Here is a 24,695-nt window from a genome sequence, read left to right on the forward strand (position 1 = left end):
CTCTTCAACTAAGAGAATCTGGCCCTGAAGGCCAGACGCAGTGTGGGAAGCCATTATGAAAATGCCGGAACCGGATCAGGAAGTCCTCGCCAAGAGAGACTATCTGGTTCGTCGCTTGAAAGAAATTGTCCGAAACCCGGAAGGTGTGATCGACCGGGAAACGGACCTGCGAGCCTTTGAATGTGACGGGTTGAGCGCCTATCGGCAGCTCCCCATGATTGCCGTGCTGCCGGAAACGAAGGAAGAAGTTGCCGAAATCCTGAAATTCTGTGCCCGCGAAAAGGTCAATGTGGTGCCGCGCGGGGCCGGGACGGGGTTATCCGGCGGGGCCTTGCCCCTTGCGGACGGTGTCTTGCTGGGGCTTGGGAAATTCAACCGTATCCTTGAGGTCGATTATGAGAACCGCTGCGCCGTGTGCCAGCCGGGCGTTACCAATCTGGCCATCACCGACGCGGTCAAGGCCGACGGGTTCTATTATGCGCCGGACCCGTCCAGCCAGATTGCCTGTACCATCGGCGGCAATATCGCCGAAAATTCCGGCGGGGTGCATTGCCTGAAATACGGGCTGACCACCAATAATGTCCTTGGCGTGGAAATGGTGACCATGGAGGGCGAGATCGTCCGTCTGGGCGGCAAGCATCTGGATGCGGAGGGGTATGACCTGCTGGGCATTCTGACCGGATCGGAAGGATTGCTGGGGGTTATTACCGAGGTTACCGTGCGCCTGCTGCGAAGCCCGGAGCATATCTCGGCCCAACTGATCGGTTTCCCCACCAGCGAGCAGGCCGGTGATTGTGTTGGCCGGATCATCGCCGAGGGGATTATTCCCGCCGGGATGGAGATGATGGACCGTCCGGCCATTCACGCGGCTGAGGAATTCTGTCACGCCGGATATCCGCTGGATGTGGAGGCCCTGCTGATCGTGGAACTGGACGGGCCGGAAGTGGAAATCACCTATCTGAATGACCGGATCGGGGAGATTGCCAAGGCATGCGGCGCCACGGTTATTCGCCAGAGCCGGACAGAGGAAGAGCGGATGACCTTCTGGGCCGGACGAAAGGCGGCGTTTCCGGCTGTGGGGCGGATTTCCCCCGATTATATGTGCATGGATGGCACCATCCCGCGCAGCCAGCTTCCCCATGTGCTGGCGCGGATGAATGAACTGTCAGAGCACTACGGGCTGCGGGTTGCAAACGTGTTCCATGCCGGGGATGGGAACCTGCATCCCCTGATCCTTTTTGATGCCAACGTGCCGGGAGAGCTGGAGCGGTGCGAGCAGTTCGGGGCTGATATCCTGAAATTATGTGTTGAGGTTGGCGGCGTCCTGACGGGCGAGCATGGCGTCGGGATTGAGAAGCGCGACCTTATGGGCGAGATGTTCTCGGAAGAGGATTTGAAACAGCAACAAAGACTGAAATGCGCGTTCGATCCGGAAGGGCGCCTGAACCCCGGAAAGGTGTTCCCGGTTTTGCACCGCTGCGCTGAACTGGGCCGGATGCATGTGCATCATGGCCAGTTGCCGTTCCCGGACATTCCCAGATTTTAAGGGCTGAAGATGCGTCAGATAGAAATCAAGACAGAAGACCAGATCAGCGATGTTCTGGAGTGGGCACTGGCGGGCAAGCACCGGCTGGCAATTGCCGGGGCGGGGACCAAGATCGGTATTGGCCGTCCCGTTGAGGCCGATGCAGCCGTTCGGCTGGAGGGGTTGTCCGGGGTGGAGTTGTATGAACCGGCAGAGCTTGTCATGCAGGCACAGGCGGGAACCCGGCTGACGGAAATTCGCGATATTCTGGGGCGTGAAGGGCAGAAACTGGCCTTTGACCCACCGGATTATGGGCCGCTTTTGGGGCACCCGGCCGGGCTTGGCACCATCGGCGGTATTTTCTGTTGCAATCTGTCGGGCGCGGCGCGGGTTAAGGCGGGCGCAGCGCGGGATCACCTGCTGGGTGTTCAGGGCTTTACAGGCCGGGGGCAGGCCTTCAAGACCGGAAGCCGGGTCATGAAAAACGTGACGGGCTATGATCTTTGCAAACTTGTGGCGGGCAGCTACGGCACCCTGACCATTGCCAGCCGCATGACATTCAAGGTGCTGCCCCGGCCAGAGAAAACCCGAACCGTGCTGGTCTTCGGTGTGGGCGAGGCCGAGGCCGTGGCCGCCATGCGCGATGCCCTGTCCTCAGAACATGAGGTGTGCGCCGCTGCCTATCTGCCGGAAGGGGTCGCCCGGCGAAGCGGGGTTTCCTACCTTCAGTCGGAAAACCGTTCAGTTGTGGCTTTGCGGATCGAGGGGCCGGGACCATCGGCTGAGTTTCGCTGCGTGGCCATCCGGGGGCTGATGGCCGCCTATGGTGAGACCGAAGAATTACATGGACAGAATTCCGGAACCCTGTGGCGCTTTGTCGGCGATGTGGGGGCCTTTGTTCAGGATGACCCCGGCGTTGTCTGGAAGGTTTCCGTTCCGCCCGCCGGTGCCCCGGCTTATCTGAAAAGGCTGCGCGAGCATGTTCAGGACATGGAATATTATCTGGACTGGGGCGGGGGGCTGATCTGGATTGCCTTGCCGAACCATACGGCGACCGGGGGCGAGTATGCAATCCGGCAGTCCTTGAACGGGGAAGGGCACGCAACCCTGATCCGGGGCAGTGAGAGCCTGCGCGCTTCCATTGCGCCGTTCCAGCCACAAAATCCGGTCCTGGCCCGGATTTCCGAGAAAATTCGCGAGGGGTTTGACCCTCACCGGATTCTTAATCCGGGACGGATGTATGCGTTTGGCGGAGAAGGCTAGGCCATGAAGACTGATTTTTCCCTTGCCCAGCTCGCCGATCCCCGGTTTGCGGCTTCCAATGATATCCTGCGAAAATGTGTTCATTGCGGTTTTTGTACAGCAACCTGCCCGACCTATGTGGAACTTGGCGATGAACGGGACAGCCCGCGGGGGCGCATCTATCTGATCCAGCAGATGCTGGAAAGCGGAGAGCCGGCGCCGGACAGCACCGTAACGCATGTTGACCGCTGCCTGTCCTGCCTGTCCTGCATGACCACCTGTCCGTCCGGTGTGGACTACATGCATCTGGTCGATCATGCGCGGCAATATATTGAGGAAACCCATGAGCGACCGCTTCGGGAGCGGGTGCTGCGTAAAATTCTGGCGGGTCTTTTGCCATCGCCGACCCTGTTCAGGCTGTCGCTGATCGGGGCGTGGGCTGCCCGGCCTTTCAGAAAGCTGTTCTTTGGCCGGGTTCGGGCCATGCTGGAGATGGCGCCTGCGACGATCCCGTCGCCGTCAACCCTTGACACCCAGCCCCGTCATGAGGCTTCGGGCGGCGGGGCACCGGTGAAACGGGTTGTCCTGATGACGGGCTGTGCCCAGAAAGTCCTGTCCCCCGACATCAATGACGCCACCATCCGCCTGCTGACCCGGTTGGGGGTTGAGGTGATTATCCCCCCGGCGGCCGGATGCTGCGGGGCGCTGCCCTTGCATATGGGGCAGGAGGACCCGGCGCGGAAACTGGCCCGGGACAATATTCAGGCATGGTATGAAGAACAGGAACGGGCAGGGCTGGATGCCATTGTGATCAATACGTCGGGATGCGGGACCACGGTCAAGGATTATGGCCACATGTTTCGCGACGACCCCGGTCTTGCAGAAAAAGCCGCGGTGGTTGCGGGCCTTGCCAAGGATATCACCGAGTTTCTGGTGGATCTGGACCTGAAGCCGGTTCTGGACATGCAGGGCTACAAGGTGGCGTATCATTCTGCCTGTTCCCTTCAGCATGGACAGAAGGTGAAAGAGCCGCCAATGCAATTGCTGCGACAGGCAGGATATACGGTTCTGCCGGTGCCGGAGGCGCATTTGTGCTGTGGTTCGGCGGGGACCTATAACCTGCTGCAGCCAGAGCTGTCGGCCCGCTTGAAAGAACGAAAGGTCCGGAATATTGCTTCGCTTGCACCGGATATGGTTGCTGCCGGGAATATCGGCTGTATTACCCAAATCGCTTCGGGAATGCAGGTGCCGGTTGTTCATACGGTCCAGCTTCTGGATTGGGCAACGGGCGGGCCGAAGCCGGGTGGGGTGAGCTGACCGGCTCGCTCCCCCTTGTCTTGTCCCGGTCCCTGACGGACTGAAATTTTGCCCGTAGGCCTGTGCCGCCCTAGATTTCTCTTATGAGAAACTCAAAAATTCTGTGGGTTGTCTTGTGTCTCATACTTTGGGGTGTCGGGGTGGCTAATGCCCGGCAGGACGATAATCGTCTTGATCCGCTGTTTGAGAAGCTCACCAACGCCACGTCTGTTTCCGAAGGCAAGGATATAGAGCGGGCCATATGGGAAATCTGGCTTGTATCGGGGAATGATGCCGTGGATTCCCTGATGACGCAGGGGATCATGTATCTGTCCCTTGGGCAACTGCCGCAGGCCCTGTTCTTTTTCACGGCAATCACCGAGATGGACCCCGGTTTCGCGGAGGCTTGGAACAAAAGGGCCATGGTCCTGTTCATCATGGGCGATCTGAACGGCTCCCTCAAGGATGTGGGAAGAACGCTGGAACTGGAGCCGCGCCATTTCGGGGCAATGGCCGGGCTGGGTCAGATCATGGAAAGCAAGAGGGCCTACAAGAAGGCATTGGCGGCGTTCGAGCAGGCAATCCGGGTGAACCCGCACATGACAGAAGTCCAGAAACGGGTTCGCCGATTGCGTCTGGAATACGGGGACAGAAAAATCTGATCCCCGCCCAGTTCCCCCGGTGTCCGGGGGGTGTTCGGGTGTTTCCGACTGCGGTCAGGTGGATTGCAGGGGCTTTTCGCCAACCCACGCAATTCTGAGAATATTGGTTGAACCGGGGGTCCCGAAGGGGACACCGGCCATGATGACGATGCGTTCTCCCGGTTGGGCGAAGTCTTCGGAAAAGGCGATGTTGCACGCCTTGCCAACCATGTCGGCAAAGTTTTCGGCATCGTCCGTATGGACGCAGTGCAGGCCCCAGACAAGGGCCAGCCGCCTTGCAGTTGTCAGGGACGGTGTCAGGGCCAGTACCGGGGTCTCCCCCCGTTCACGGGCAGCCCGAAGCGCGGTGGAGCCAGAGGTGGTATAGGTCACAATGGCCGAGGCTCCGATGGTACGGGCAACCTGTGTTGCGGCGGCGCTGATCGCGTCGGCGGTGGTGGCTTCCAGTCCACTATGCTTGGCGGCCATGATGGTGCGGTAATTGGGATCGTTTTCCGTTTCTTCCGCAATGTCGTTCATCATGGTCACGGCCTCAACGGGAAACTCACCCGCCGCACTTTCCGCAGACAGCATCACCGCATCCGTGCCGTCATAGATGGCGTTGGCCACGTCAGTGACTTCCGCCCGTGTCGGAACCGGCGAGGAAATCATGCTTTCCAGCATTTGCGTGGCGACGACCACGGGTTTCCCGGCTTCCTTGGCAAGACCGATGATTTTCTTCTGGATGACCGGGACTTCCTGCACCGGCAGTTCGACCCCCAGATCGCCGCGGGCGACCATGACCGCATCGGACAGTTCAATGATGTCGGTCAGGTGTTCAATGGCGGCCGGCTTTTCAATCTTGGCCATCACGCCCGCCCGTCCGGCAACGATTTTCTTGATTTCGGCAATATCCTCGGGCCGCTGAACGAAACTGAGGGCGACCCAGTCAACGCCGAGTTCAAGGGCGTAATCCAGATCCCGCCGGTCCTTGTCGGTCAGCGGGCTCATGCGGATCAGGGCATTGGGAATGTTGACCCCCTTGCGATCGGACAGCTTGCCGCCGGTGATGACCGTGCAGTCCACATGGGTTTTGGATGTGGCTGTCACCTCCAGCTTCAGTTTGCCATCGTCCAGCAGCAGGTTGGTACCTGTCTCAAGCGACTGTATGACTTGCGGGTGGGGCAGCGAGACACGGGAAATGTCGCCGGGTGTTTCGTCAAGGTCCAGCCGGAAGCGGGCGCCTTTTTCAAGCCGGACAGGGCCATCGGCGAAGGTGCCGATCCGGATTTTCGGGCCCTGCAAATCCGCGAGAACGCCAATGGGCCGCCCCAGTTTCTGTTCCAGATTGCGGATGATATCCAGCCGTTCCTTGTGGTCGGCATGGGCGCCGTGACTGAAGTTCAGGCGGAAAACATCTGCGCCTGCCAGAACCAGCTTTTCCACCATCTCTTCGCCGGAGCTTGCCGGACCCAGGGTTGCAAGGATTTTGGTTTTTCTCTGTCGTCGCATGGTGTTGTTTCTTCCGGGCTGAAAAGTATGTGGAACGCCGGGGCGCAATCTTACCTCCACAGGGAGAATGTTACTGTCGGTAAGAATTTTGTGAACCTTTTCTTATACGTAGCATTATCCGTAAAAGTTGCAAAGGAAATTGTCAGTGTATTGCTTTCGTTTGATCTTCGCTATCTTTCGAATTTGAGAGGGTGTGAAGGGCTGAAAAAGAATCGATTTAAGGAATTTTTTACGATATTTGTGGCATAGGAGGGGCATGGAACGAGTGGAGAAAACCCGGCCCCCACGCCGTCTGAAACAGAAGCAGGTTGCCGAGTGTCTGGCAGCGGGCGTCTATTTTATTGCGGATTGTATCGGGTTTGTGGTGGGAGAGTTCCGCCTTCATGTTGTTCCGGCCGTTCGGGTGGGGGTTCGCCATCTGCGGTGGCGCTGGCGTCAGTACCGGGCCCGGCGGCATGATGTCCCGCGCGGCGCCATTGCACGGCAGGAGCCGGAATTTCAGGTTTTGATCCGGGACCATCAGGCATCAGGCGGGGGGAACCCCAGCGGTACGGCGCCGCTTCCCCAGACCGAGCCGCTATCCGTCAGGCGATACAAGTATGATTACGACTGGGCGGTTGCCCGCATCACAGAGCTGGAGGCATTTGGGATTAGTGATCCCATCGCCTATTTCAATAATGAAATGACAGACTGGTGGCTGGCACCGGGCGGCATGATGGAAGAAGAAGCCGATTTCGTCGGCATTGCCCGTGTGATCGAGGAACACTGGCACACCTGAACGGGCGACCCGCCGCCCCATCACACCGGGCGGATTGGACCTTTTCAGCCTATCCCATTTGTGACATACCATTAGGTCCCAGACTGAGCGAAACGGTGCCCCATGTTCAAGGCTTTTCATATCCAGAATGAAACGAGTACGTCTCCTGTTTTCCTGATTGCGGATCATGCCAGCAATGCCATACCGGAAGACTACGGGACGCTTGGGATTGAGGATCCCGTCGCGCTGCGGCGTCATGTGGCGTGGGATATCGGGATCGAGGATGTGACCCGCCGCCTTGCCGATCATTTGCAGGCCACGGCCATCTATTCAACATTCTCGCGTTTGCTAATCGATGCCAACCGGTATCCGGACGATCCGGCATCAACCCCGGTGATCAGTGACGGGGTCTCTGTCCCTGCCAATGTGGATATGACCAAGGCCGAACGTAAAAAGCGGGTCGATACCTATTTTACGCCCTATCATGATCAGGTTAGCCGCCTTCTGGCCGAAAAGCGGGCGCAGCATGCCCTGCCGCTGGTCTTTTCCATGCACAGTTTCACACCGGTCATGAATGATTTTGAACGACCGTGGCATGTGGGCGTTCTGTGGGATCAGGACGACCGGATTGCGGCACCGCTTTTGGAGATACTGGGCAAGAACCCGGCCCTTGTGGTCGGGGATAATGAGCCTTATTCGGCGCGGGAGCCGTTGGGATATACCATGAATGTTCATGGCACCGAATTGAAGGTTCCCCATGTGGTCATTGAAATCCGGCAGGACCTGATTGATACCCATCATGGGGCGGAACAATGGGCTGGCCTGATGGCCGATGCCATTCGGCAGGTCCAGAAGCGGCTGGAGGGAGCCGCCTGACACAAGGGAGACAGGGATGGGTTTGAAGGAACCTTCTTTTACGCTGGGAATTGAGGAAGAATATCTGCTGGTTGATCCGGAAACCCGTGATCTTGCCATTGATCCCCCGGCTTCCATTTTGAAGGAATGCCAGCGGCGCCTTCCCGATCATCAGGTAACCCCTGAATTTCTCCGCTCCCAGATCGAGATCGGGACGCGGGTCTGTACCGATATTTCAGAAGCGCGGGCGGCGCTGGTGGAATTGCGATCGGTTGTTGCCGGGGTGGCCGAAGAACATGGGTTGGGGTTGATGGCGGCCTCGACCCATCCGTTTGCGGACTGGCACCTTCTCAAGCATACCGCGAAGGAGCGGTACGAGATTATCGCGCAGGATTTGCAGGCGGTGGTGCGGCGACTGATGATCTGTGGCATGCATGTGCATTGCGGCATCCCGGACCCGGAAATGCGGATCGATCTGATGAACCAGATGTCCTATTTCCTGCCGCATCTTTTATCGCTGAGCACGTCTTCCCCCTTCTGGCGGGGCGAGGTCAGTGGCCTGAAATCCTATCGGCTGAGTGTGTTCGACAGCCTGCCCCGAACCGGTATTCCCGACCGGTTTGACAGCTATGGTGAATTTGAGCGCTTGGTCAATGTCATGGTGGAGGCAGGCAGTATCGAGGATGGTTCGAAAATCTGGTGGGATTTGCGACCGTCCTCAAAATTCCCCACGCTGGAAATGCGCATGACCGATGTGTGCCCGCTGGTGGAAGATACCCTGTGCATCGCGGCCCTTTATACCTGCTTGCTGCGGATGCTGTATCGGTTGCGGCGGCGAAATCAGCGCTGGCGGATCTATCCGCGTACGCTGGTATCGGAAAACCGGTGGCTGGCCCAGCGGTTCGGCGTGGAGGGGCGTTTGATTGATCTTGGTATTCCGGGGCAGGTGCCGGTAGCGGAACTGATGGAAGAGATTATCGGGCTGGTGGAAGAGGATGCCGATGCGCTGGGCTGCAAGAAGGAGGTCTTGCATGTCCGAACGATTTTGGCGCGGGGAACATCGGCGGATCGCCAGCTTGAGGCCTATAACAAATCCCTGCAGGAAGGGGCCTCGGTCAAGCAGGCCCTTCACACTGTTGTGGATCTGGTCTTGAAAGAGACGGTCAGCGGATTAAACTGACCTGCAGACAAAACCCTATTTTTAAGGATGAGAAGATGACCGACCAGACAACACTGGAACTGGAAGCCGCTGCATTCAGGCGTTTGATTGACCATTTGCAGAAACGGACCGATGTTCAGAATATCGATCTGATGAATCTGGCGGGGTTCTGCCGCAACTGTCTGTCCAACTGGTATCAGGAAGCAGCCGAAGGCAAGGGGATTGAGATGGACAAGGCCGCGGCCCGTGAAATCGTGTATGGCATGCCCTATGACGACTGGAAAGAGAAATACCAGACCGAGGCCACACCGGAACAGCTTGCGAAGATGAAGGAAGTCCATCCCGGCCATTGATCGGTATAAATCGTAATATGGGGATAGGCGGACGGTTTCAAATAATGTAGAACCGTCCCCGAAGAAATTTTTGACCTGTCACAGATTAAGCAGAACGAGGTAGACAATGGCTGACGTGGGCGGCGTTGCTGCGGATCACTTGCGGTCCTACATCGAGCGTATCGAACGTTTGGAAGAAGAGAAAAAAGGCATTGCGGATGACATCAAGGAAATCTTTGCGGAAGCAAAGGGGACCGGATTTGATGTCAAGGCCATGCGGGCGATCCTGCGTTTCCGGAAAATGGACAAGGCGGAATACCAGGAACAGGAATACATGATTGACCTGTACAAGCATGCCCTCGGGATGCTGGAAATGCCCGGCAATCCGAATGACGCGGATCAGGACGACATGCCCCCGGAAGGCGACGCCTTCTGATATCCGTATCGAGACAGGAAAAGCGGCACCGGAAACGGCGCCGCTTTTTTTTATGGCCAGCGGCACCGCATGGCAGCGAACGGATGATGGGTATTGGAGGGACTTGAAATAAGAATTTTCTCTTATTAAGTGCAAAAGGGCTGCCCTGTTCTGGTTGGTGGCCTTTTGTAAGACGCTGGAGCCATGCAGGATTTTTCCGTTCATACCGCCGGATTTGCGGCCCTGACCCTTTCCGAGATTTTGTTGCAGGAATGCCTGATGAAGGGTGTCCTGACGGAAGAAGAGGTCAGGCGGGTGCTGACGGCCGCAGCACGCCGTCATGAAGATGCCGCGAGCGGTGATGCGGAGCGGGTCGATATGAACATGGAGGCCGCCCGCCTGATCCGGCATATGCAATCTGGCCTTGTCCCCCTTTTTGAGCGGCTTGCCGAACAGCAGGCGCACCAGAAAGCCACCGCAGAGCAGAAGCGGAAAAAGGCCAAAAAGAAGAAGCGCAAGGCCGCAAAAAGGAGGGCCAAGAGCGGGCTGGAAACGGGAAAGGCGGGGTAGCCGGTTGACCCTCTGACAGGGAAAGTCAACCGGCAGCAGGGGTAAGGTTACTCGGCAGCCTCAGCCTTTGGGGCCGGGGTATTGAAGCCGGTCATCAGGTTCTTCCGTTCTGTGTGATAACGCTGGATGGCCTGCTCCTTGATATGGCCATAGCCGCGCAGCATCATGGGAAGTTCGGCAATCTCGACAGCAAGGGCGTGATTATCCCGGTTCAATCCATCAATCAGGTGCTGGATATCCTGTTCAAGCTCGGTGATCAGGCGGCGTTCCTGCTTGCGTTCCTCCTGATATCCAAAGGGATCAAAAGAAGTGCCACGCAGGCCCTTGAACCGGGCCAGCATCCTGAACGCCTTTGCCATCCATTGCCCGTATTCCTTTTTCCGAAGATGGCCCGTATCCGGGTCTTGCGCGGCGAACAGGGGCGGGGCCAGATGGTATTTCACCGTATAGTCCCCTTCGAACAGGCGATCCACCTTTTCCAGAAAACCGGTCTGGGTATGCAGGCGGGCCACTTCATATTCATCCTTGTAGGCCATGAACTTGAACAGGGAGCGGACAACAGCACGGGTCAGAAGATCGCTGTCGGTTTTGCGTTTTTCCGCCTTCTGGACCTTGCGGACCCACTGCAGATAGCGGTTTGCGTATTTGCGGTTCTGGTAATCGGTCAGGAATTCCACCCGGCGGTTGATCATTTCCTCAAGATCATCGGTCGGGTGGACGATATCCACCGGTCCTTTCAGGGTATCCACCTCTTTCAGGACCTCCTCCGGGTGATGGGCCATGGCCCGCCCCCATGAGAATGCCTTCTTGTTGCTTTCAACGGCCACGCCGTTCAATTCAACAGCCTCCATCAGGGCCTCAAGGCTGATCGGGATGAACCCTTTTTGCCACGCATAGCCAAGCATGAACAGGTTGGTGGCGATGGAGTCGCCCATCAGGGTCGTGGCGATTTCACTGGCCTCGATCAGGTAGCAGGCATCCTCGCCGACGGCATCCCGGATATGGTCAATGGTATCCTGAACGGGGAAGGGGGCATCCGGGTTGAGGGTGAAATCCATGGTCGGGGCCGGGTGTGTGTTGACCACCGCCTTGGCAATCCCGACATCCAGCTTGGCCAGCGAGTCATAGGACCCGGCCACCACCATGTCACAGCCAATCAGAAGGTCGGCGCGCCCCGCAGGAATGCGGACGGCGCTGATGGCTTCCGGGGTCGGGGCCAGATGGATATGGCTGGTGACGGCGCCGCCTTTCTGTGCAAGACCTGCCTGATCCAGGACGGTGACCCCCTTGCCCTCGATATGGGCGGCCATGCCCAGCAGGGCGCCGATGGTCACGACACCGGTGCCGCCAATCCCGGTAATCAGGATGCGATAGGGATTGACCAGTTCCTTGGGGGTTGGCAGGGGAACGTCAGCGGCCGGATCATCGGCGGAGCTTGGTGCCGCTTTTCGAAGGCCGCCCCCCTCAATGGTGACAAAGCTGGGGCAGAAACCCTTGACGCAGGAATAGTCCTTGTTGCAGGTGGACTGGTTGATGGTCCTTTTTCGCCCAAACTCCGTTTCCAGTGGCTCCACGGAAATGCAGTTGGACTTGATGGAACAATCCCCGCATCCCTCACACACCAGATCATTGATCAGCACCCGTTTGGCCGGATCGGGGTAGGTACCCCGCTTGCGGCGGCGGCGTTTCTCGGCGGCGCAGGTCTGATCATAAAGCAGGATCGTCACGCCTTCCTCCTCGCGGAGGGATTTCTGGATATGGTCCAGCTCGTCGCGGTGATGGATGGTTGTACCCTTCGGCCACGGGGTGCCTTTCGGGTATTTGTCCGGCTCGTCGGTGACAACGCGGATGATCTCGACGCCTTCGCCGGCCACTTGCTGGGCAATGTGCCAGGGGGTCAATTCCACATCCAGCGGCTGCCCGCCGGTCATGGCAACAGCATCGTTATAGAGAATTTTATAGGTGATGCGGGCCTTGGCCGCGATGGCCTGACGAATGGCCAGCAAACCGGAATGGTGATAGGTGCCATCCCCGAGATTGGCGAAAATATGCTTCTCGTCGGTGAAGTGCATCTGACCGACCCACGGCACACCTTCGCCGCCCATCTGGGTGAATTCCGTGGTGTTGCGGTTCATCCATGTGACCATGTAATGGCAGCCGATACCGGCAACGGCGCGGCTGCCGTCCGGCACCACGGTGGATGTGTTATGGGGGCAACCCGAACAGTAAAACGGGGTCCGGGTCAGTTTGGCAGGGTGGGCCAGAAGCTGCCGTTCCTTGCGCTCAAGAAAGGCGAGGCGGTTCTCGATGGACTCGGATGTGTAGAAACGGCGAATGCGTTCGGCAATGACCTGAGCCACGCGGGCCGGTGTCAGTTCCCCGCGGGACGGCAGGATATGTTTGTGGCTTTCGTCATACTCCCCGATGATCCGGGGGCGAACGGTTGTCTCCCAGTTATAAAGCTGCTCCTTCATCTGGTTTTCGACGATGGCGCGCTTTTCCTCGACAACCAGAACCTCTTCCAGACCTTCGGCAAAGTTGCGAATGCCGGTCGGCTCCAGCGGCCAGGGCATACCCACCTTGTAAACGGTAAGGCCGATATCCGCCGCCAGTTCATCCCCAATCCCGAGATCGCGAAGGGCCTGCCGCACATCCAGATAGGCCTTGCCCGTGGTGACGATGCCAAAGCGGCGTTTCGGGGAATCCATGACCACCTTGTCGATCTGGTTGACGCGGGCAAATTCGCGGGCGGCATAGATTTTATGCTCGTTCAGGCGGATTTCCTGATCAAACCGGTTGTCGCCGCCCCGGATGTTCAGTCCGCCGGGAGGCAGTTCAATATCGGGTCGGATGGTTTGCGCCCGGTTCGGCCCGACCCGGACAGAGGCGCCGCCCTCGATGGTTTCGGAAATGCACTTGAAGCCGACCCACAGGCCGGAAAAGCGGGACATCTCGATCCCGATCAGGCCATAGTCCAGAACCTCCTGCACATTGGCGGGGTGCAGGACGGGCATCATCCAGCCGATAAAGCCGTGTTCGCTCTGGTGGGCGACGGTGGAGGAAACAATCCCGTGATCATCCCCGGCAAGGGCCAGAACCCCACCATATCGGGACGTGCCGTTGGAATTGGCATGGCGGAAGACGTCACCGGTCCGATCAACGCCGGGGCCTTTTCCGTACCACAGGCCGAACACCCCGTCATAGCGGGCGCCCTTGTACATGTTGAGTTGCTGGCTGCCCCAGACGGCGGTGGCGGCCAGATCCTCGTTCACGCCGGGTTCAAAATGGATATCGTTATCCTTCAGGCGCTGGCGGACTTTCCACAGGGCCTGATCATATCCGCCAAGGGGGGACCCCCGGTATCCGGAAATGAAACCGGCGGTGTTCAGACCGGCGGCCCGGTCTCGCTGCTTTTGCAGCAAGGGAAGCCTGACCAGTGCCTGAATACCGGTCAGGAAGACACGGCCTTCCTCCAGATCGTATTTGTCATCGAGGGATACATTCGCCAACTGCATATAAATACTCCCATCCTCCCAAGGATAATCTTATTATAATATAAGGAGAATAGTGGAGTTAGCAAAAAAGGTCAATAGGGCTGACCTTTAGAAAGAATGTTACGCGGAAATTTCTTTTGACTTTTGAGGCTATTCAGTGCTTTTCAAAGGCAATCAATCTGTAAAACCGTTCTGGAGTGTTCTGACATGACGATACTGGTAACCGGTGCCGCAGGGTTTATCGGTATGCATGTTTCGCAGGCGCTACTGGCCATGGGCCAATCCGTTGTCGGGCTGGATAACATGAACAGTTACTACGACCCGGCCTTGAAAGAGGCGCGCCTTGAGCGTTTGCAGAGGTTTGAGAATTTCTCCTTTGTCCGGGCCAGTGTCGCGGATGAGGCCGCGCTGGCCGAGGCATTGGCGCCCTTTGGCGATATCACCCATGTCATTCATCTGGCGGCACAGGCGGGGGTGCGCTACAGCATTGATCATCCGCTCAATTACGTGGATGACAATATGCGGGGCTTTCTGAACATCCTGGAATATTGTCGTCATAATGACCTGCTGGAGCATCTGATCTATGCCAGTTCCAGTTCGGTCTATGGCGGGAACCGGGAATTACCCTATTCGGTTTCCCAATCTGTGGACCGGCCGGTTTCGCTTTATGCGGCCAGCAAAAAGGCCAATGAACTGATGGCCCACAGCTATAGCCACCTGTACCGCATTCCAGCGACGGGCTTGCGGTTCTTTACGGTATACGGGCCGTGGGGCCGCCCGGACATGGCTTACTGGCTGTTTGTCGATGCCATGCTGAAGGGCGATCCGATCCGGATCTTCAATCACGGCGACATGCGGCGGGACTTCACCTATATCGATGATATAGTCTGGGCCATTGTCCGGCTTGTGGACAAGGCGCCGGAGGACGGCGGGGCGGAAAAGCCGCCTTATGCGCTCTACAACATCGGGAATAATCGCCCGGAACAGCTCCTTGAAATGGTCCATATTCTGGAAGACCTTCTGGGGCTTGAAGCGGAAAAGGTTCTGTTGCCCATGCAGCCGGGCGATGTAAAAGAGACATTCGCCGATATTGAGCCCTTGCGGCAGGCTATCGGTTTTGAACCACAAACGGACTTGCGGACCGGGCTTGGCCGCTTTGTGGAATGGTATAAAAGTTACAAGAAGGAATGACACGCAGATGTCAGACAGTTTCGATATCAACCAGATACAGAACATCATTGATGCCGGAATACCGCAATGTGCGGATATTGGCGTCAAGGTGCATGAAATGGATGAGGGGGGCGTGACCTTCCGCCTTCCCTATGATGAAAAACTTGCAGGTAACCCGGTGACGGGTGTTTTGCATGGCGGCGTGATCACCACCCTGATCGACAGTGCATCTGGCATGTGCATCTATGTAAAACTGAAGAAATATATTCCCATCGCGACGCTGGACCTGCGGATTGACTATCTGAAACCGGCAACCCCCGGCGAGATGCTGTATGCCCATGCCTATTGCTACAAACTGACCGAGAAAATCGGGTTTGTACGGTCCGTAGCCTATCACACCGATCGGAACGACCCCATCGCCAACAGTGTCAGCACCTTTATGCTGCGGTCCTCGGCAACGCCTCCGCTTAACGAGGTGTCAGAAAGCATGAAGAAGGTATAACCATGGACATGACATCAGAACAATTCCTGGACGTGATCAGCAAGGCCCGGGAAACACGGGAATGGAAGCCGGTTTTCGAAATCATCCCCTATTTCAGCTATCTTGGGCTGGAATTGGAAGAATGCGAGGGGCGGATTATCTGCCGCTTGCCCAAAGACAAGAAATTCATTGGCAACCCGGTTCTTCCGGCCTTGCATGGTGGCATTGTCGGTGCGTTTCTGGAGACGACCGCGCTGGTCCACATGCTGATGACGCAGGATGTCACCAGATTGCCAAAAATCATCAATATCACTGTTGAGTACCTTCGCTCTGCCAAGCTGGAGGACAGCTTTGCCGAGGCCGTGATCACCAAGCCGGGCCGGCGGGTTGCCAACATGCGCGTCCGAGCCTGGCAGGAGAGCAAGGACAAGCCCATCGCAACCGCCAGTGCAAACTTTCTGGTCAGCTAGTCGCGTTAGGTTTTCAGTGAAATACAGAAGAAAAATTACCTGAGAGGATCAGAATGTCTGAAGCAGCTTTGACAAATCTACCGGAATGGGATCTGGAGGATTTGTACCCGTCCCGCACTTCTGCGGAATTGAAGGATGACCTTCGGAAGGTCGCGGATGGGGCCAAGGCATTTGCGGAAAAATACAAGGGCCGGGTGACCGAACTGGATGGCGCCGGTCTTGGTACGGCCATTGCCGAATATGAGGAACTGGAAGAGGTGATGGGGCGGATCATGTCCTATGCCTATCTTGTTTATGCAGGCGATATGTCCGACCCGGACATTGGCAAGTTTTTCCAGACCATGCAGGAAAAGATCACGCTGGTTTCAACGGACCTTCTGTTCTTTACGCTGGATATCAACCTCATTGCGGAAGACCGGTTGCTTGGCCTTTATGAGGACGCGACGCTGGCCCGCTACCGGCCGTGGCTGGATCAGGTGCGCGCCCTGAAGCCGTATCAGTTGTCTGATGAGGTCGAGAAACTGCTTCATGAAAAGGACATCGCCGGTCGGAGCGCGTGGATCCGGTTGTTTGACGAGACCATGGCGGGCCTGCGTTTTGACATGAACGGCGAGAAATTGCCGTCGCAGCAGGTTCTGCATCTGCTGTCCAGCAAGGACCCGGTAGAGCGCAAGGCAGCCGCCAAAAGTCTGGGCAAGGTGTTTGGCGAGAATGTGCGCCTGTTTGCCCTGATCACCAATACGCTGGCCAAGGACAAGGCCATTGTGGACGAGTGGCGGAAAACCGAAAGCCCCATGACCCTTCGAAACCTGTCCAATCAGGTGGAGGATGAGGTTGTCGAAGCCCTGTCCACGGCGGTTCAGGATGCCTATCCCCGTTTGTCCCATCGCTATTACAAATTGAAGGCGAAATGGATGGGGCAGGAGAAACTGGATTATTGGGATCGGAATGCCCCCTTGCCGGAAGATGATGACCGGCTGATCCCGTGGGACGAGGCGCGGGACATCGTGCTTGAAGCCTATGGCCGTTTTTCACCAGAGCTTGCCGATCTTGGGCGGGAGTTTTTTGACAAGCCGTGGATCGACGCAGGTGTTCGGCCGGGCAAGTCCCCCGGTGCCTTTGCCCATCCGACCGTGCCGAGTGCCCATCCGTATCTGTTGCTGAACTATCAGGGGCGCATCCGGGATGTGATGACGCTGGCCCATGAACTGGGGCACGGGGTTCATCAGGTGCTGGCAGGCCCGCAAGGGGCGTTGCTGTCCGACACCCCGCTGACCCTTGCGGAAACCGCCAGTGTGTTCGGGGAGCAACTGACGTTCCGGGCGCTTCTGGAAAAGGAGCAGGACCCAAAAAAGCGCCGTGTCATGTTGGCTGGCAAGGTCGAGGACATGCTGAACACCGTCGTTCGGCAGATTGCTTTCTATGAGTTTGAGGTTCGGGTCCATACTGCAAGGCGGGAAGAGGAACTGTCGCCTGAGCAGATCGGCAAGATCTGGATGGATGTGCAGAAGGAAAGTCTGGGTCCGGCAATCCGGATGCATGACGAGTACCAGTATTTCTGGTGCTACATCCCGCATTTCATCCACTCGCCCTTCTATGTGTATGCCTATGCCTTCGGGGACTGTCTGGTGAACGCACTGTATGCGGTTTATCAGGATGCGGAAGAAGGATTTCAGGAGAAATATTTCGACATGCTGAAAGCGGGCGGGACCCTTCGTCACAAGGAACTGCTGGCGCCGTTCGGCCTTGATGCTTCGGACCCGGCGTTCTGGCTGCGGGGCCTGAAGATTATCGAGGGGCTGATCGATGAATTGGAGGAACTCTCCTGACGCGGGTGTCGCTGTCACGGGATCAGGGGAAGGCGGTTGCCTTCCCCTTTTTTTTATGGGCCTTTCAGGAGGCTTGGGAAAACAGGCGCGGGGGCTACGAAACGGGCCGGTCCGGTGCAAATCTACCCTGAATTTCTGTATGAATGCCGAATGAACACACAATTTGTTGCTCGAAATTCGTGGTTTGGTATATTGCACCGCAATGAGACTAATAAAAAGTAGCTTGATTTAAGGGGAAATAGCATGAGCGAACATGGCAACATGAATATCGAGCAGCAGCAGGGAGCCTACGGCAGCTTTGTAAATTTGTTCACCTGGGGCACAATTATTGTGTGCGGCATTCTGGCCCTGATGGCCCTGTTTTTGCTGTAGACAACAAGGCGCACTCACCAGGAATGTTTGAGCGTGCCTGACACCAATTGACGTTTGCGGGGGCGTCGATCACCCACCTAATAATAACCAGAATGAGGATCGATTATGCAAATCGCTATCCCCAGGGAACGGCGGGAGCACGAGAAGCGTGTTGCTGCGTCCCCTGACACAGTAAAGAAGTTTGTGGGGCTGGGGGCTGAAGTCGTGATTGAAACGGGAGCGGGTCTGACCAGTTCCTTCTCCGATCAGGACTATATGGACGCTGGCGCCAAGGTGGCTGCGGATGAAGCTGCAGCCCTGAAGGATGCCGATGTGGTCCTGAAGGTTCAGCGCCCTTTAACCGAGGCCGAAGGCGGACCGGATGAACTGTCCCTGATGAAAAAGGGGGCGACGCTTGTCTCCGTGCTGGCTCCGCTTCAGAACCGGGAGCAGGTCGAGGCCTATGCCAAGGCCGGTATTGAGGCCCATGCCATGGAACTGGTTCCGCGGATCAGCCGGGCGCAGTCCATGGACGTTCTGTCCTCACAATCGAACCTGGCCGGTTACAAGGCCGTTCTTGACGCCGCCTATGAATATGGCAAGGCCATGCCCATGATGATGACGGCTGCGGGGACGGTTGCCCCGGCAAAAGCCTTTATCATGGGGGTTGGCGTGGCCGGTCTTCAGGCAATTGCCACGGCCCGTCGCCTTGGTGCCATCGTGACGGCAACGGACGTCCGGGCGGCAACCAAGGAACAGGTGGAAAGCCTTGGCGCCAAATTTGTCATGGTTGAATCCGAAGAAACCGGTGAAGGCGAAGGCGGTTATGCCAAGGAAATGTCCGATGAGTATAAGCGCAAACAGGCCGAACTTGTTTTCGAGCATGTGAAAAAGCAGGATCTCATCATCACGACGGCCCTTATTCCGGGGCGTGCGGCACCGGTCCTGATTACGGACGAAATGCTGGCTGTCATGAAGCCGGGCTCTGTGATTATCGATCTGGCGGTTGAGAATGGCGGCAACGTCACCCAGTCCCGACCGGGCGAAGTGGTCGTGACGGACAATGGTGTCAAGATTGTTGGGCATCATAACGTTCCAAGCCGTCTGGCCAGTGACGCGTCCGCGCTCTATGCCAAGAACCTCCTGAATTTCCTGACGCCGATGATCAATAAGGAAACCGGCGCACTGGATATGAACTGGGAAGATGAAATCATTCTGGGCACCGGCCTGACACGGGATGGCAAGGTTGTTCACCCGCTTCTGACAGAGGGAGGTAACTGATCATGGATATTGTCGATCCTACTGTTTTCCGGCTGGCCATTTTTGTCCTGGCAATCTTTGTCGGTTATTACGTTGTGTGGAGCGTTACACCCGCCCTGCATACACCGCTGATGGCGGTTACCAACGCCATTTCCTCCGTTATCATCGTGGGTGCATTGATTGCTGCGGGTCCCGCAGACATGAACCTTGCCAAGATCTTCGGCTTTGTTGCCATTGTTCTGGCCTCGGTGAATATTTTTGGTGGCTTCCTTGTGACGCAACGGATGCTGGCCATGTACAAGAAAAAACAGAAGTAAGGGGGAAAGCCAGTGTCAGCTAACTTTACGGCGCTTGCCTATCTGGTATCCGCCATTCTATTCATCCTGTCCCTGCGGGGCCTGTCTTCTCCGGAAAGTTCCCGTCGCGGTAACGTCATGGGTATGCTGGGGATGGCCATTGCCATCGTTGTCACCATCCTGAGCCCCAATGTCCTGTCCTATGAGTGGATCATTGGCGGTATTCTGGTGGGCGGTGCCATTGGTGCCGTGATCGCACAGCGTATCGCCATGACTGCCATGCCGCAGCTTGTGGCCGCGTTCCACTCTCTCGTGGGTCTGGCAGCGGTTCTTGTGGCCGCAGCGGCCTTCTACAACCCGGAAGCCTACGGCATTGTCGATGCGGGAGGGGAGCTTAAAGTCCTCAGCCGCGTGGAAATGGGGATTGGTATCGTTGTCGGTGCCATTACATTCTCCGGCTCTATCGTTGCCTTTACAAAACTGCAGGGTCTTGTCTCTGGCAACCCGGTCGTTTTCCCGGGACAGCATATGCTGAACCTGCTGATCGGTATCGGCATTCTTGGCCTGATTGTCTGGTTCTGCATGGACATGAACCCGACCGTCTTCTGGGCGATGACAGCCCTTGCCTTCCTGATCGGCTTCCTGATCATCATCCCCATCGGGGGTGCGGACATGCCGGTTGTGGTATCCATGCTGAACTCCTATTCAGGCTGGGCGGCCGCGGGTATTGGCTTCACACTTGAAAACACGGCGCTGATTATCGTCGGTGCGCTGGTCGGCTCTTCCGGTGCCATTCTGTCCTACATCATGTGTAAGGCCATGAACCGGTCTTTCTTCAGCGTGATTCTGGGCGGTTTCGGCGGCGAGGAAGGCGGCGCAGGCCCCGCGCAGCAGACCGACCGTCCGTTCAAGGCAGGGTCTGCGGACGATGCCTCTTTCATCCTGAAGAATGCCGGCAAGGTTATCATTGTTCCGGGGTATGGTCTTGCCGTTGCGCAGGCCCAGCATGCCCTGCGTGAAATGGTCGACGAACTGAAAGAAGAAGGGGTCGATGTGGCCTACGCCATTCATCCGGTTGCCGGACGTATGCCGGGTCATATGAACGTGCTTCTTGCCGAAGCCAGCGTTCCCTATGACGAGGTGTTCGAGCTTGAGGAAATCAACTCTGACTTCTCGACGGCTGATGTGGCGCTGGTCATCGGTGCCAACGACGTGACCAACCCGGCAGCGCGGGATGATCCGCAAAGCCCGATCTATGGTATGCCGATCCTTGATGTGGATAAGGCCAGAACCGTTCTGTTCGTCAAGCGGTCCATGTCCGCCGGTTATGCCGGTATCGACAACGAGCTGTTCTACAAGGACAACACCATGATGCTTTTCGGCGATGCCAAGAAGATGGTCGAGGATATCATGAAAGGATTCTGATCCCCCGTTGGATCAGGACGCTAAGCCGCAGGGGTAACCCTGCGGCTTTTTTTGTGCCCAAAGTACGGATTGGATACAGGAAAAGCGCAAGTCGCGGCTTTCCGAAGGCGATGGATGCAACCAGATCAGGGTGCGAAGGGAAACAGAAAGGCACGTAAGGCCAAGCGAGGCAAGGGCGGCACGGCGCAGCATGTGACCGGGAACAGGGTGCGCTCAGGGGCAGGCCGGGGTTTCTGTCTTTGCAAGGAGGGACGGGAGAGGCCGCAGGCTGAGGCGGGCTGGGGGAGGCGCGGAGGTGAGGCGACCGTGATCGCATCAGGGGGTGTGTTGCGCGTCCCGCCTGATCACGGTACAAGAACCAAAAGCCGCAAACTGGTTTCCCAGTGCGGCTTTGATCGTTTTTGATCGCTGGTTAGGGATACGGCTGTATCCCTGAAAGGCGAGACTTAACCTTCGCGGAGAGCGCGCTTGCGGGCCAGCTTACGGGCGCGGCGAACAGCCTCTGCCTTCTGGCGAGCACGTTTCTCGGACGGCTTTTCGTAGGCTCCACGGAGTTTCAACTCACGGAAGATGCCTTCGCGTTGCATTTTCTTTTTCAGTGCGCGTAGCGCTTGGTCGACATTGTTGTCGCGAACATGTACCTGCACAGCTAACAGTGCTCCTTCGCTAGTATTCGGTTAAGTCTGATCACAAAGTGGCCGGTTAAGTAACACGCGCTCAGAACCTTGTGAAGTGATAATGTATAAAATATGTACATTATCGCTAATGTCATGCTTTTTAACATAAACCTGCCCCCTCTGATAGGGTAAAAATCCGGGAAATGGTCAGTCCAATGCCTTGAATCGGTGTATAAAAGGGTTGGAAATGAACGGAATCGCCTTCGAATCGACCAGAATCGCCTGAACACGGGAAGATGGCGGTTCGGGGCAGCGGATCGATGTTCCCGGCCCGGAAGGGCAAAAGCCGTTCTGAAGGCATGACAGGGATCGGGTATCTGGTGTATGAAAGGGAAAAGGGGGGCGTTACCCACGCCCCGATGAACGTTCAGGAAGTAACGGAGAAATCTTGATGAACAGAAGAGATGAGGAAAAAAGGCGGCTTCTGGATGCTGTTTTGCCCCATGTCATGTTTGACGGGTGGTCCCGTGAGGCGTTCAAGCATGCCGCCAAGGACCTTGATATTGATCTGTTGACCTTTGATCGGTTTTTTCCGGGCGGCCCCGTGGACATGGTTTCCTTCTTCATTCGCGATGCGGATGACCGTATGGAAGCGGAACTGGAAAAGCGCGGTGTCCTGTCCATGAAAATTCGCGACAGGATTACACTGGCCATTCGCTTGCGCTTGGAAATGTATGCCCCGCACAAGGATGCGGTTCGCAAGGCCCTGACCCTTCTGGCGTTGCCCCAGAATGCCGCCTTGGGCATGAAACTGACAGCGGGCACCGTTAGCCGCATGTGGTATGCGACCGGCGACCGGTCTTCCGACTTCAGCTATTATACAAAGCGCCTGACCCTGTCGGCGGTTTACAGTTCAACCCTGCTTTACTGGCTGGATGATACCTCGGACGATTGTCAGAATAGCTGGGGCTTTCTGGATCGGCGCATTGAAAATGTGATGCAGTTTGAAAAGGCCAAGTTCAAGACCCGGCAGGTCTTTTCCCGGCGTCCCGATCTGGGCTTCTTCCCGTCACCGGGCCGGTTCATCCGAAACCTCAAGGCCCGTTAGGGGCGGGGTCCTTTTCGCGCAAACCTCAGGACAAGAAACATGCTGAACAATAAAATCATCCTGATGACAGATGCTACCCATTTTCTGGGAACGCCCGGAACAAAGGCCCTGCTGGCGGAGGGCGCGACTGTGTATGCACAGGACGCGTCCTTTGAGGCCGAAGCAGCACGGCAGGCGTTTGAGGCGGCCCTGCCGGGCGCCGTCGCGCTGGCAGAGCAGGAACCTGCCGAGGTTGTCAGTGCCGTTGTTGAGGCCGCCGGGCGCATTGATGTGCTGATTAATAACGATGCCTATCCGGCGGTTCGTGCCCCCATTGACGAGGCGGATGTGGACGAGTTTCGGAAAACCCTGGACGCCCTGATGGTGCGGGGGTTTGCCTATGCCCATGCGGTTGCGCCGGGTATGAAGCAGGCGGGCCGGGGCAAGATTATTTTTGTCTCGTCCGCTGCGCCAAAACATGGGTTGCCCAATTACTCCATGTATGTGGCGGCGCGGGGCGGCACCAATGCATTGGCGGTGTCCCTGTCCCGCGAGTTGGGCCGCTTTGGGATTCAGGTGAACGCGCTTGCGCCAAATTTTGTGGAAAGTCCGACCTATTTCCCGGATGACCTGCTGGCCAATCCCGATGCCATGAAAAAGATCACGGGGCAAATCCCGCTTGGGCGTCTTGGCAAGCCAGAGGAGGCCGGGGACTATCTGGTCTTTCTGGCGTCAGACAAGTCGGATTTCATTACCGGACAGGTTCTGTATTTCGCGGGCGGCTGGGCCTGAGGATTTCAGGCCCCTTGGATTGAGACGCTCAGGTCTTGGGCTGCACATCCATCGGGAACAGGCGGGTGACATGACCCATCTTGCGACCGGCCCGAACTTCTGCTTTTCCGTATAGGTGCAGGCTCATTTCCGGGTGGGCAACAATCTCTTCCCAGTGATTGGCGTCTTCGCCGATCAGGTTGCGCATCAGGGCATTGGCGTGACGCTCGGCTGAGGCCAGCGGCAGACCGGCAACAGCCCGGATGATCTGTTTGAACTGACTGGTGGTGCAGGCCTCGATTGTCCAGTGGCCGGAATTGTGCGGGCGCGGGGCCAGTTCATTGACCAGCACATCGCCGTCCGGGCTGATGAACATTTCGACAGCGATCAGGCCAACAAGGTCAATCTGGCGGGCGATTTTCTCGGCCAGTTGGGTGGCGCGCTGGGCCACATCTTTCAGAATGCCAGCCGGGGCAATGGTCACGTCCAGAATGTGGTTCCTGTGGCGGTTCTCGACCGGGACATAAGACTGGATGTCGCCGTTTACGCCGCGGGCCACAATGACGGAGACTTCAAGCTCGAAAGGAACAAAGCCTTCCAGAATTGAGGGTTGCTCCCCAATCTGCTGCCACGCATCGTCAATCTCGGTCGCGGCATTGATCTTGACCTGACCCTTGCCGTCATAGCCGAATTTGCGGGTCTTCAGGATCGCGGGTGTGCCAATCATCTCGACCGCCGTGCGAAGGTCGGCCAGACTTTCCACATTGGCGAACGGGGCGGTGGGAACCCCCAGACTGTTCACGAAACTTTTTTCAAGGTGACGGTCCTGCGTGATCTCCAGAACCTTGTGTCCGGGACGGACAGGGACGGTCTTTTCAAGATATTCCAGTGTTTCTGTCGGGATATTCTCGAATTCAAGGGTCACCACATCCACATCGGCCGCAAAATTGTCGAGCGCGGCATGGTCATCCCAGTCTGCCTGCGTGGTTTTGGTGGCCACCTGAAAGGCCGGGCTGTTGGCGTCCTGTCCGAAGATATGGGTCTTGTATCCCATTTCCGCCGCCGCGATGGCCATCATGCGGCCCAGTTGGCCATCACCAAGGATGCCGATCGTCTTGCCGGGTGCGATCACAGTCATGT

23 protein-coding genes and 1 pseudogene are annotated in these 24,695 nt (G+C 57.2%); 20 read left to right on the top strand and 4 right to left on the bottom strand.

Annotated elements, in window-relative coordinates; genetic code table 11:
• The first annotated feature begins 55 nt into the window (after positions 1 to 55).
• The 4 genes from FQB27_RS08830 (at position 56) to FQB27_RS08845 (ending at position 4,725) form a co-directional block, all read left to right on the top strand.
• Entirely contained in the window at positions 56 to 1,546 is a 1,491-nt protein-coding gene (locus FQB27_RS08830) for an FAD-linked oxidase C-terminal domain-containing protein (RefSeq protein WP_169560600.1), read from the top strand.
• A 9-nt stretch (positions 1,547 to 1,555) separates the two neighbouring features.
• Entirely contained in the window at positions 1,556 to 2,788 is a 1,233-nt protein-coding gene (locus tag FQB27_RS08835; protein ID WP_169560602.1) for an FAD-binding protein, read from the top strand.
• A gap of 3 nt (positions 2,789 to 2,791) precedes the next feature.
• Positions 2,792 to 4,084, top strand: a complete 1,293-nt coding sequence (gene glcF, locus FQB27_RS08840) for a glycolate oxidase subunit GlcF (protein WP_169560604.1) — start codon at positions 2,792 to 2,794, stop codon at positions 4,082 to 4,084.
• Between the two features lie 140 nt (positions 4,085 to 4,224).
• Positions 4,225 to 4,725, top strand: coding sequence for a tetratricopeptide repeat protein (locus FQB27_RS08845; protein ID WP_169560606.1), 501 nt, complete (start codon positions 4,225 to 4,227; stop codon positions 4,723 to 4,725).
• A gap of 54 nt (positions 4,726 to 4,779) precedes the next feature.
• Here FQB27_RS08845 and pyk read toward each other — a convergent pair whose 3' ends face one another.
• Positions 4,780 to 6,216, bottom strand: coding sequence for a pyruvate kinase (pyk, locus tag FQB27_RS08850; RefSeq protein WP_169560608.1), 1,437 nt, complete (start codon positions 6,214 to 6,216; stop codon positions 4,780 to 4,782).
• A 256-nt stretch (positions 6,217 to 6,472) separates the two neighbouring features.
• Here pyk and FQB27_RS08855 point away from each other — a divergent pair, with 256 nt between their 5' ends.
• The 6 genes from FQB27_RS08855 (at position 6,473) to FQB27_RS08880 (ending at position 10,304) form a co-directional block, all read left to right on the top strand.
• Positions 6,473 to 6,994, top strand: coding sequence for a hypothetical protein (locus FQB27_RS08855; RefSeq protein WP_169560610.1), 522 nt, complete (start codon positions 6,473 to 6,475; stop codon positions 6,992 to 6,994).
• A 102-nt stretch (positions 6,995 to 7,096) separates the two neighbouring features.
• Entirely contained in the window at positions 7,097 to 7,849 is a 753-nt protein-coding gene (locus tag FQB27_RS08860; RefSeq protein WP_169560612.1) for an N-formylglutamate amidohydrolase, read from the top strand.
• A 22-nt stretch (positions 7,850 to 7,871) separates the two neighbouring features.
• Complete coding sequence (locus FQB27_RS08865) at positions 7,872 to 9,008, top strand: carboxylate-amine ligase (RefSeq protein WP_169560915.1); 1,137 nt, start codon at positions 7,872 to 7,874, stop codon at positions 9,006 to 9,008.
• A gap of 35 nt (positions 9,009 to 9,043) precedes the next feature.
• Positions 9,044 to 9,340, top strand: coding sequence for a DUF1244 domain-containing protein (locus tag FQB27_RS08870; protein ID WP_169560614.1), 297 nt, complete (start codon positions 9,044 to 9,046; stop codon positions 9,338 to 9,340).
• Positions 9,341 to 9,446: 106 nt separating this feature from the next.
• Positions 9,447 to 9,755 carry a DUF2312 domain-containing protein gene (locus tag FQB27_RS08875; protein WP_169560615.1) on the top strand — a complete coding sequence of 103 codons (309 nt, stop codon included), beginning with the start codon at positions 9,447 to 9,449 and terminating at the stop codon, positions 9,753 to 9,755.
• Between the two features lie 183 nt (positions 9,756 to 9,938).
• Entirely contained in the window at positions 9,939 to 10,304 is a 366-nt protein-coding gene (locus FQB27_RS08880; protein ID WP_169560616.1) for a hypothetical protein, read from the top strand.
• A 47-nt stretch (positions 10,305 to 10,351) separates the two neighbouring features.
• On the opposite strand, the gene FQB27_RS08885 is transcribed toward FQB27_RS08880, so the two are convergent.
• On the bottom strand, positions 10,352 to 13,819 hold the full coding sequence (locus tag FQB27_RS08885; protein WP_169560617.1) for an indolepyruvate ferredoxin oxidoreductase family protein: 3,468 nt from the start codon (positions 13,817 to 13,819) through the stop codon (positions 10,352 to 10,354).
• A gap of 186 nt (positions 13,820 to 14,005) precedes the next feature.
• Here FQB27_RS08885 and FQB27_RS08890 point away from each other — a divergent pair, with 186 nt between their 5' ends.
• The 8 genes and pseudogenes from FQB27_RS08890 to FQB27_RS08925 all read left to right on the top strand — a co-directional run bounded on the left by FQB27_RS08890 (position 14,006) and on the right by FQB27_RS08925 (position 21,080).
• The gene (locus tag FQB27_RS08890; RefSeq protein ID WP_169560619.1) at positions 14,006 to 14,989 is read left to right on the top strand and encodes an NAD-dependent epimerase/dehydratase family protein; all 984 of its coding nucleotides are present in this window, start codon (positions 14,006 to 14,008) and stop codon (positions 14,987 to 14,989) included.
• A gap of 7 nt (positions 14,990 to 14,996) precedes the next feature.
• Positions 14,997 to 15,470 carry a PaaI family thioesterase gene (locus FQB27_RS08895; protein WP_169560621.1) on the top strand — a complete coding sequence of 158 codons (474 nt, stop codon included), beginning with the start codon at positions 14,997 to 14,999 and terminating at the stop codon, positions 15,468 to 15,470.
• 2 nt (positions 15,471 to 15,472) lie between these two features.
• The gene (locus FQB27_RS08900; protein WP_169560623.1) at positions 15,473 to 15,919 is read left to right on the top strand and encodes a PaaI family thioesterase; all 447 of its coding nucleotides are present in this window, start codon (positions 15,473 to 15,475) and stop codon (positions 15,917 to 15,919) included.
• Positions 15,920 to 15,972: 53 nt separating this feature from the next.
• Positions 15,973 to 17,748 (top strand): M3 family oligoendopeptidase, encoded by a 1,776-nt coding sequence (locus FQB27_RS08905; RefSeq protein WP_169560625.1) that lies wholly within the window; start codon positions 15,973 to 15,975, stop codon positions 17,746 to 17,748.
• A gap of 243 nt (positions 17,749 to 17,991) precedes the next feature.
• On the top strand, positions 17,992 to 18,120 hold the full coding sequence (locus FQB27_RS08910; protein ID WP_169560627.1) for an aa3-type cytochrome c oxidase subunit IV: 129 nt from the start codon (positions 17,992 to 17,994) through the stop codon (positions 18,118 to 18,120).
• 105 nt (positions 18,121 to 18,225) lie between these two features.
• Positions 18,226 to 19,380: a Re/Si-specific NAD(P)(+) transhydrogenase subunit alpha gene (locus FQB27_RS08915; protein WP_169560628.1), complete on the top strand. Its 1,155-nt coding sequence runs from the start codon at positions 18,226 to 18,228 to the stop codon at positions 19,378 to 19,380.
• 11 nt (positions 19,381 to 19,391) lie between these two features.
• Positions 19,392 to 19,676: pseudogene (locus FQB27_RS08920) on the top strand (NAD(P) transhydrogenase subunit alpha part 2); the annotation flags it as partial.
• A gap of 12 nt (positions 19,677 to 19,688) precedes the next feature.
• On the top strand, positions 19,689 to 21,080 hold the full coding sequence (locus tag FQB27_RS08925; protein WP_169560632.1) for an NAD(P)(+) transhydrogenase (Re/Si-specific) subunit beta: 1,392 nt from the start codon (positions 19,689 to 19,691) through the stop codon (positions 21,078 to 21,080).
• A 446-nt stretch (positions 21,081 to 21,526) separates the two neighbouring features.
• On the opposite strand, the gene rpsU is transcribed toward FQB27_RS08925, so the two are convergent.
• Positions 21,527 to 21,727, bottom strand: a complete 201-nt coding sequence (rpsU, locus tag FQB27_RS08930) for a 30S ribosomal protein S21 (RefSeq protein ID WP_169560634.1) — start codon at positions 21,725 to 21,727, stop codon at positions 21,527 to 21,529.
• A 421-nt stretch (positions 21,728 to 22,148) separates the two neighbouring features.
• On the opposite strand from rpsU, the gene FQB27_RS08935 reads away from it, so the two are divergent.
• Together FQB27_RS08935 and FQB27_RS08940 are read left to right on the top strand one after the other, a co-directional pair.
• Positions 22,149 to 22,805 carry a COQ9 family protein gene (locus tag FQB27_RS08935; RefSeq protein ID WP_169560636.1) on the top strand — a complete coding sequence of 219 codons (657 nt, stop codon included), beginning with the start codon at positions 22,149 to 22,151 and terminating at the stop codon, positions 22,803 to 22,805.
• Positions 22,806 to 22,844: 39 nt separating this feature from the next.
• Positions 22,845 to 23,576 (top strand): SDR family oxidoreductase, encoded by a 732-nt coding sequence (locus FQB27_RS08940; RefSeq protein WP_169560638.1) that lies wholly within the window; start codon positions 22,845 to 22,847, stop codon positions 23,574 to 23,576.
• A 28-nt stretch (positions 23,577 to 23,604) separates the two neighbouring features.
• Here FQB27_RS08940 and FQB27_RS08945 read toward each other — a convergent pair whose 3' ends face one another.
• Entirely contained in the window at positions 23,605 to 24,693 is a 1,089-nt protein-coding gene (locus FQB27_RS08945) for a 5-(carboxyamino)imidazole ribonucleotide synthase (protein WP_169560640.1), read from the bottom strand.
• Positions 24,694 to 24,695: the final 2 nt, after the last annotated feature.

The sequence above is a fragment of the Sneathiella chinensis genome (assembly GCF_012720115.1).
Lineage (GTDB): Bacteria > Pseudomonadota > Alphaproteobacteria > Sneathiellales > Sneathiellaceae > Sneathiella > Sneathiella chinensis.

Coding starts and splice junctions, on each gene's coding strand:
- FQB27_RS08830 (WP_169560600.1), top strand. CDS start 56: ATGAAAATGCCGGAACCGGATCAGGAAGTCCTCGCCAAGAGAGACTAT.
- FQB27_RS08835 (WP_169560602.1), top strand. CDS start 1,556: ATGCGTCAGATAGAAATCAAGACAGAAGACCAGATCAGCGATGTTCTG.
- glcF (WP_169560604.1), top strand. CDS start 2,792: ATGAAGACTGATTTTTCCCTTGCCCAGCTCGCCGATCCCCGGTTTGCG.
- pyk (WP_169560608.1), bottom strand. CDS start 6,216: ATGCGACGACAGAGAAAAACCAAAATCCTTGCAACCCTGGGTCCGGCA.
- FQB27_RS08855 (WP_169560610.1), top strand. CDS start 6,473: ATGGAACGAGTGGAGAAAACCCGGCCCCCACGCCGTCTGAAACAGAAG.
- FQB27_RS08860 (WP_169560612.1), top strand. CDS start 7,097: ATGTTCAAGGCTTTTCATATCCAGAATGAAACGAGTACGTCTCCTGTT.
- FQB27_RS08870 (WP_169560614.1), top strand. CDS start 9,044: ATGACCGACCAGACAACACTGGAACTGGAAGCCGCTGCATTCAGGCGT.
- FQB27_RS08875 (WP_169560615.1), top strand. CDS start 9,447: ATGGCTGACGTGGGCGGCGTTGCTGCGGATCACTTGCGGTCCTACATC.
- FQB27_RS08880 (WP_169560616.1), top strand. CDS start 9,939: ATGCAGGATTTTTCCGTTCATACCGCCGGATTTGCGGCCCTGACCCTT.
- FQB27_RS08885 (WP_169560617.1), bottom strand. CDS start 13,819: ATGCAGTTGGCGAATGTATCCCTCGATGACAAATACGATCTGGAGGAA.
- FQB27_RS08890 (WP_169560619.1), top strand. CDS start 14,006: ATGACGATACTGGTAACCGGTGCCGCAGGGTTTATCGGTATGCATGTT.
- FQB27_RS08895 (WP_169560621.1), top strand. CDS start 14,997: ATGTCAGACAGTTTCGATATCAACCAGATACAGAACATCATTGATGCC.
- FQB27_RS08900 (WP_169560623.1), top strand. CDS start 15,473: ATGGACATGACATCAGAACAATTCCTGGACGTGATCAGCAAGGCCCGG.
- FQB27_RS08905 (WP_169560625.1), top strand. CDS start 15,973: ATGTCTGAAGCAGCTTTGACAAATCTACCGGAATGGGATCTGGAGGAT.
- FQB27_RS08910 (WP_169560627.1), top strand. CDS start 17,992: ATGAGCGAACATGGCAACATGAATATCGAGCAGCAGCAGGGAGCCTAC.
- FQB27_RS08915 (WP_169560628.1), top strand. CDS start 18,226: ATGCAAATCGCTATCCCCAGGGAACGGCGGGAGCACGAGAAGCGTGTT.
- FQB27_RS08935 (WP_169560636.1), top strand. CDS start 22,149: ATGAACAGAAGAGATGAGGAAAAAAGGCGGCTTCTGGATGCTGTTTTG.
- FQB27_RS08940 (WP_169560638.1), top strand. CDS start 22,845: ATGCTGAACAATAAAATCATCCTGATGACAGATGCTACCCATTTTCTG.
- FQB27_RS08945 (WP_169560640.1), bottom strand. CDS start 24,693: ATGACTGTGATCGCACCCGGCAAGACGATCGGCATCCTTGGTGATGGC.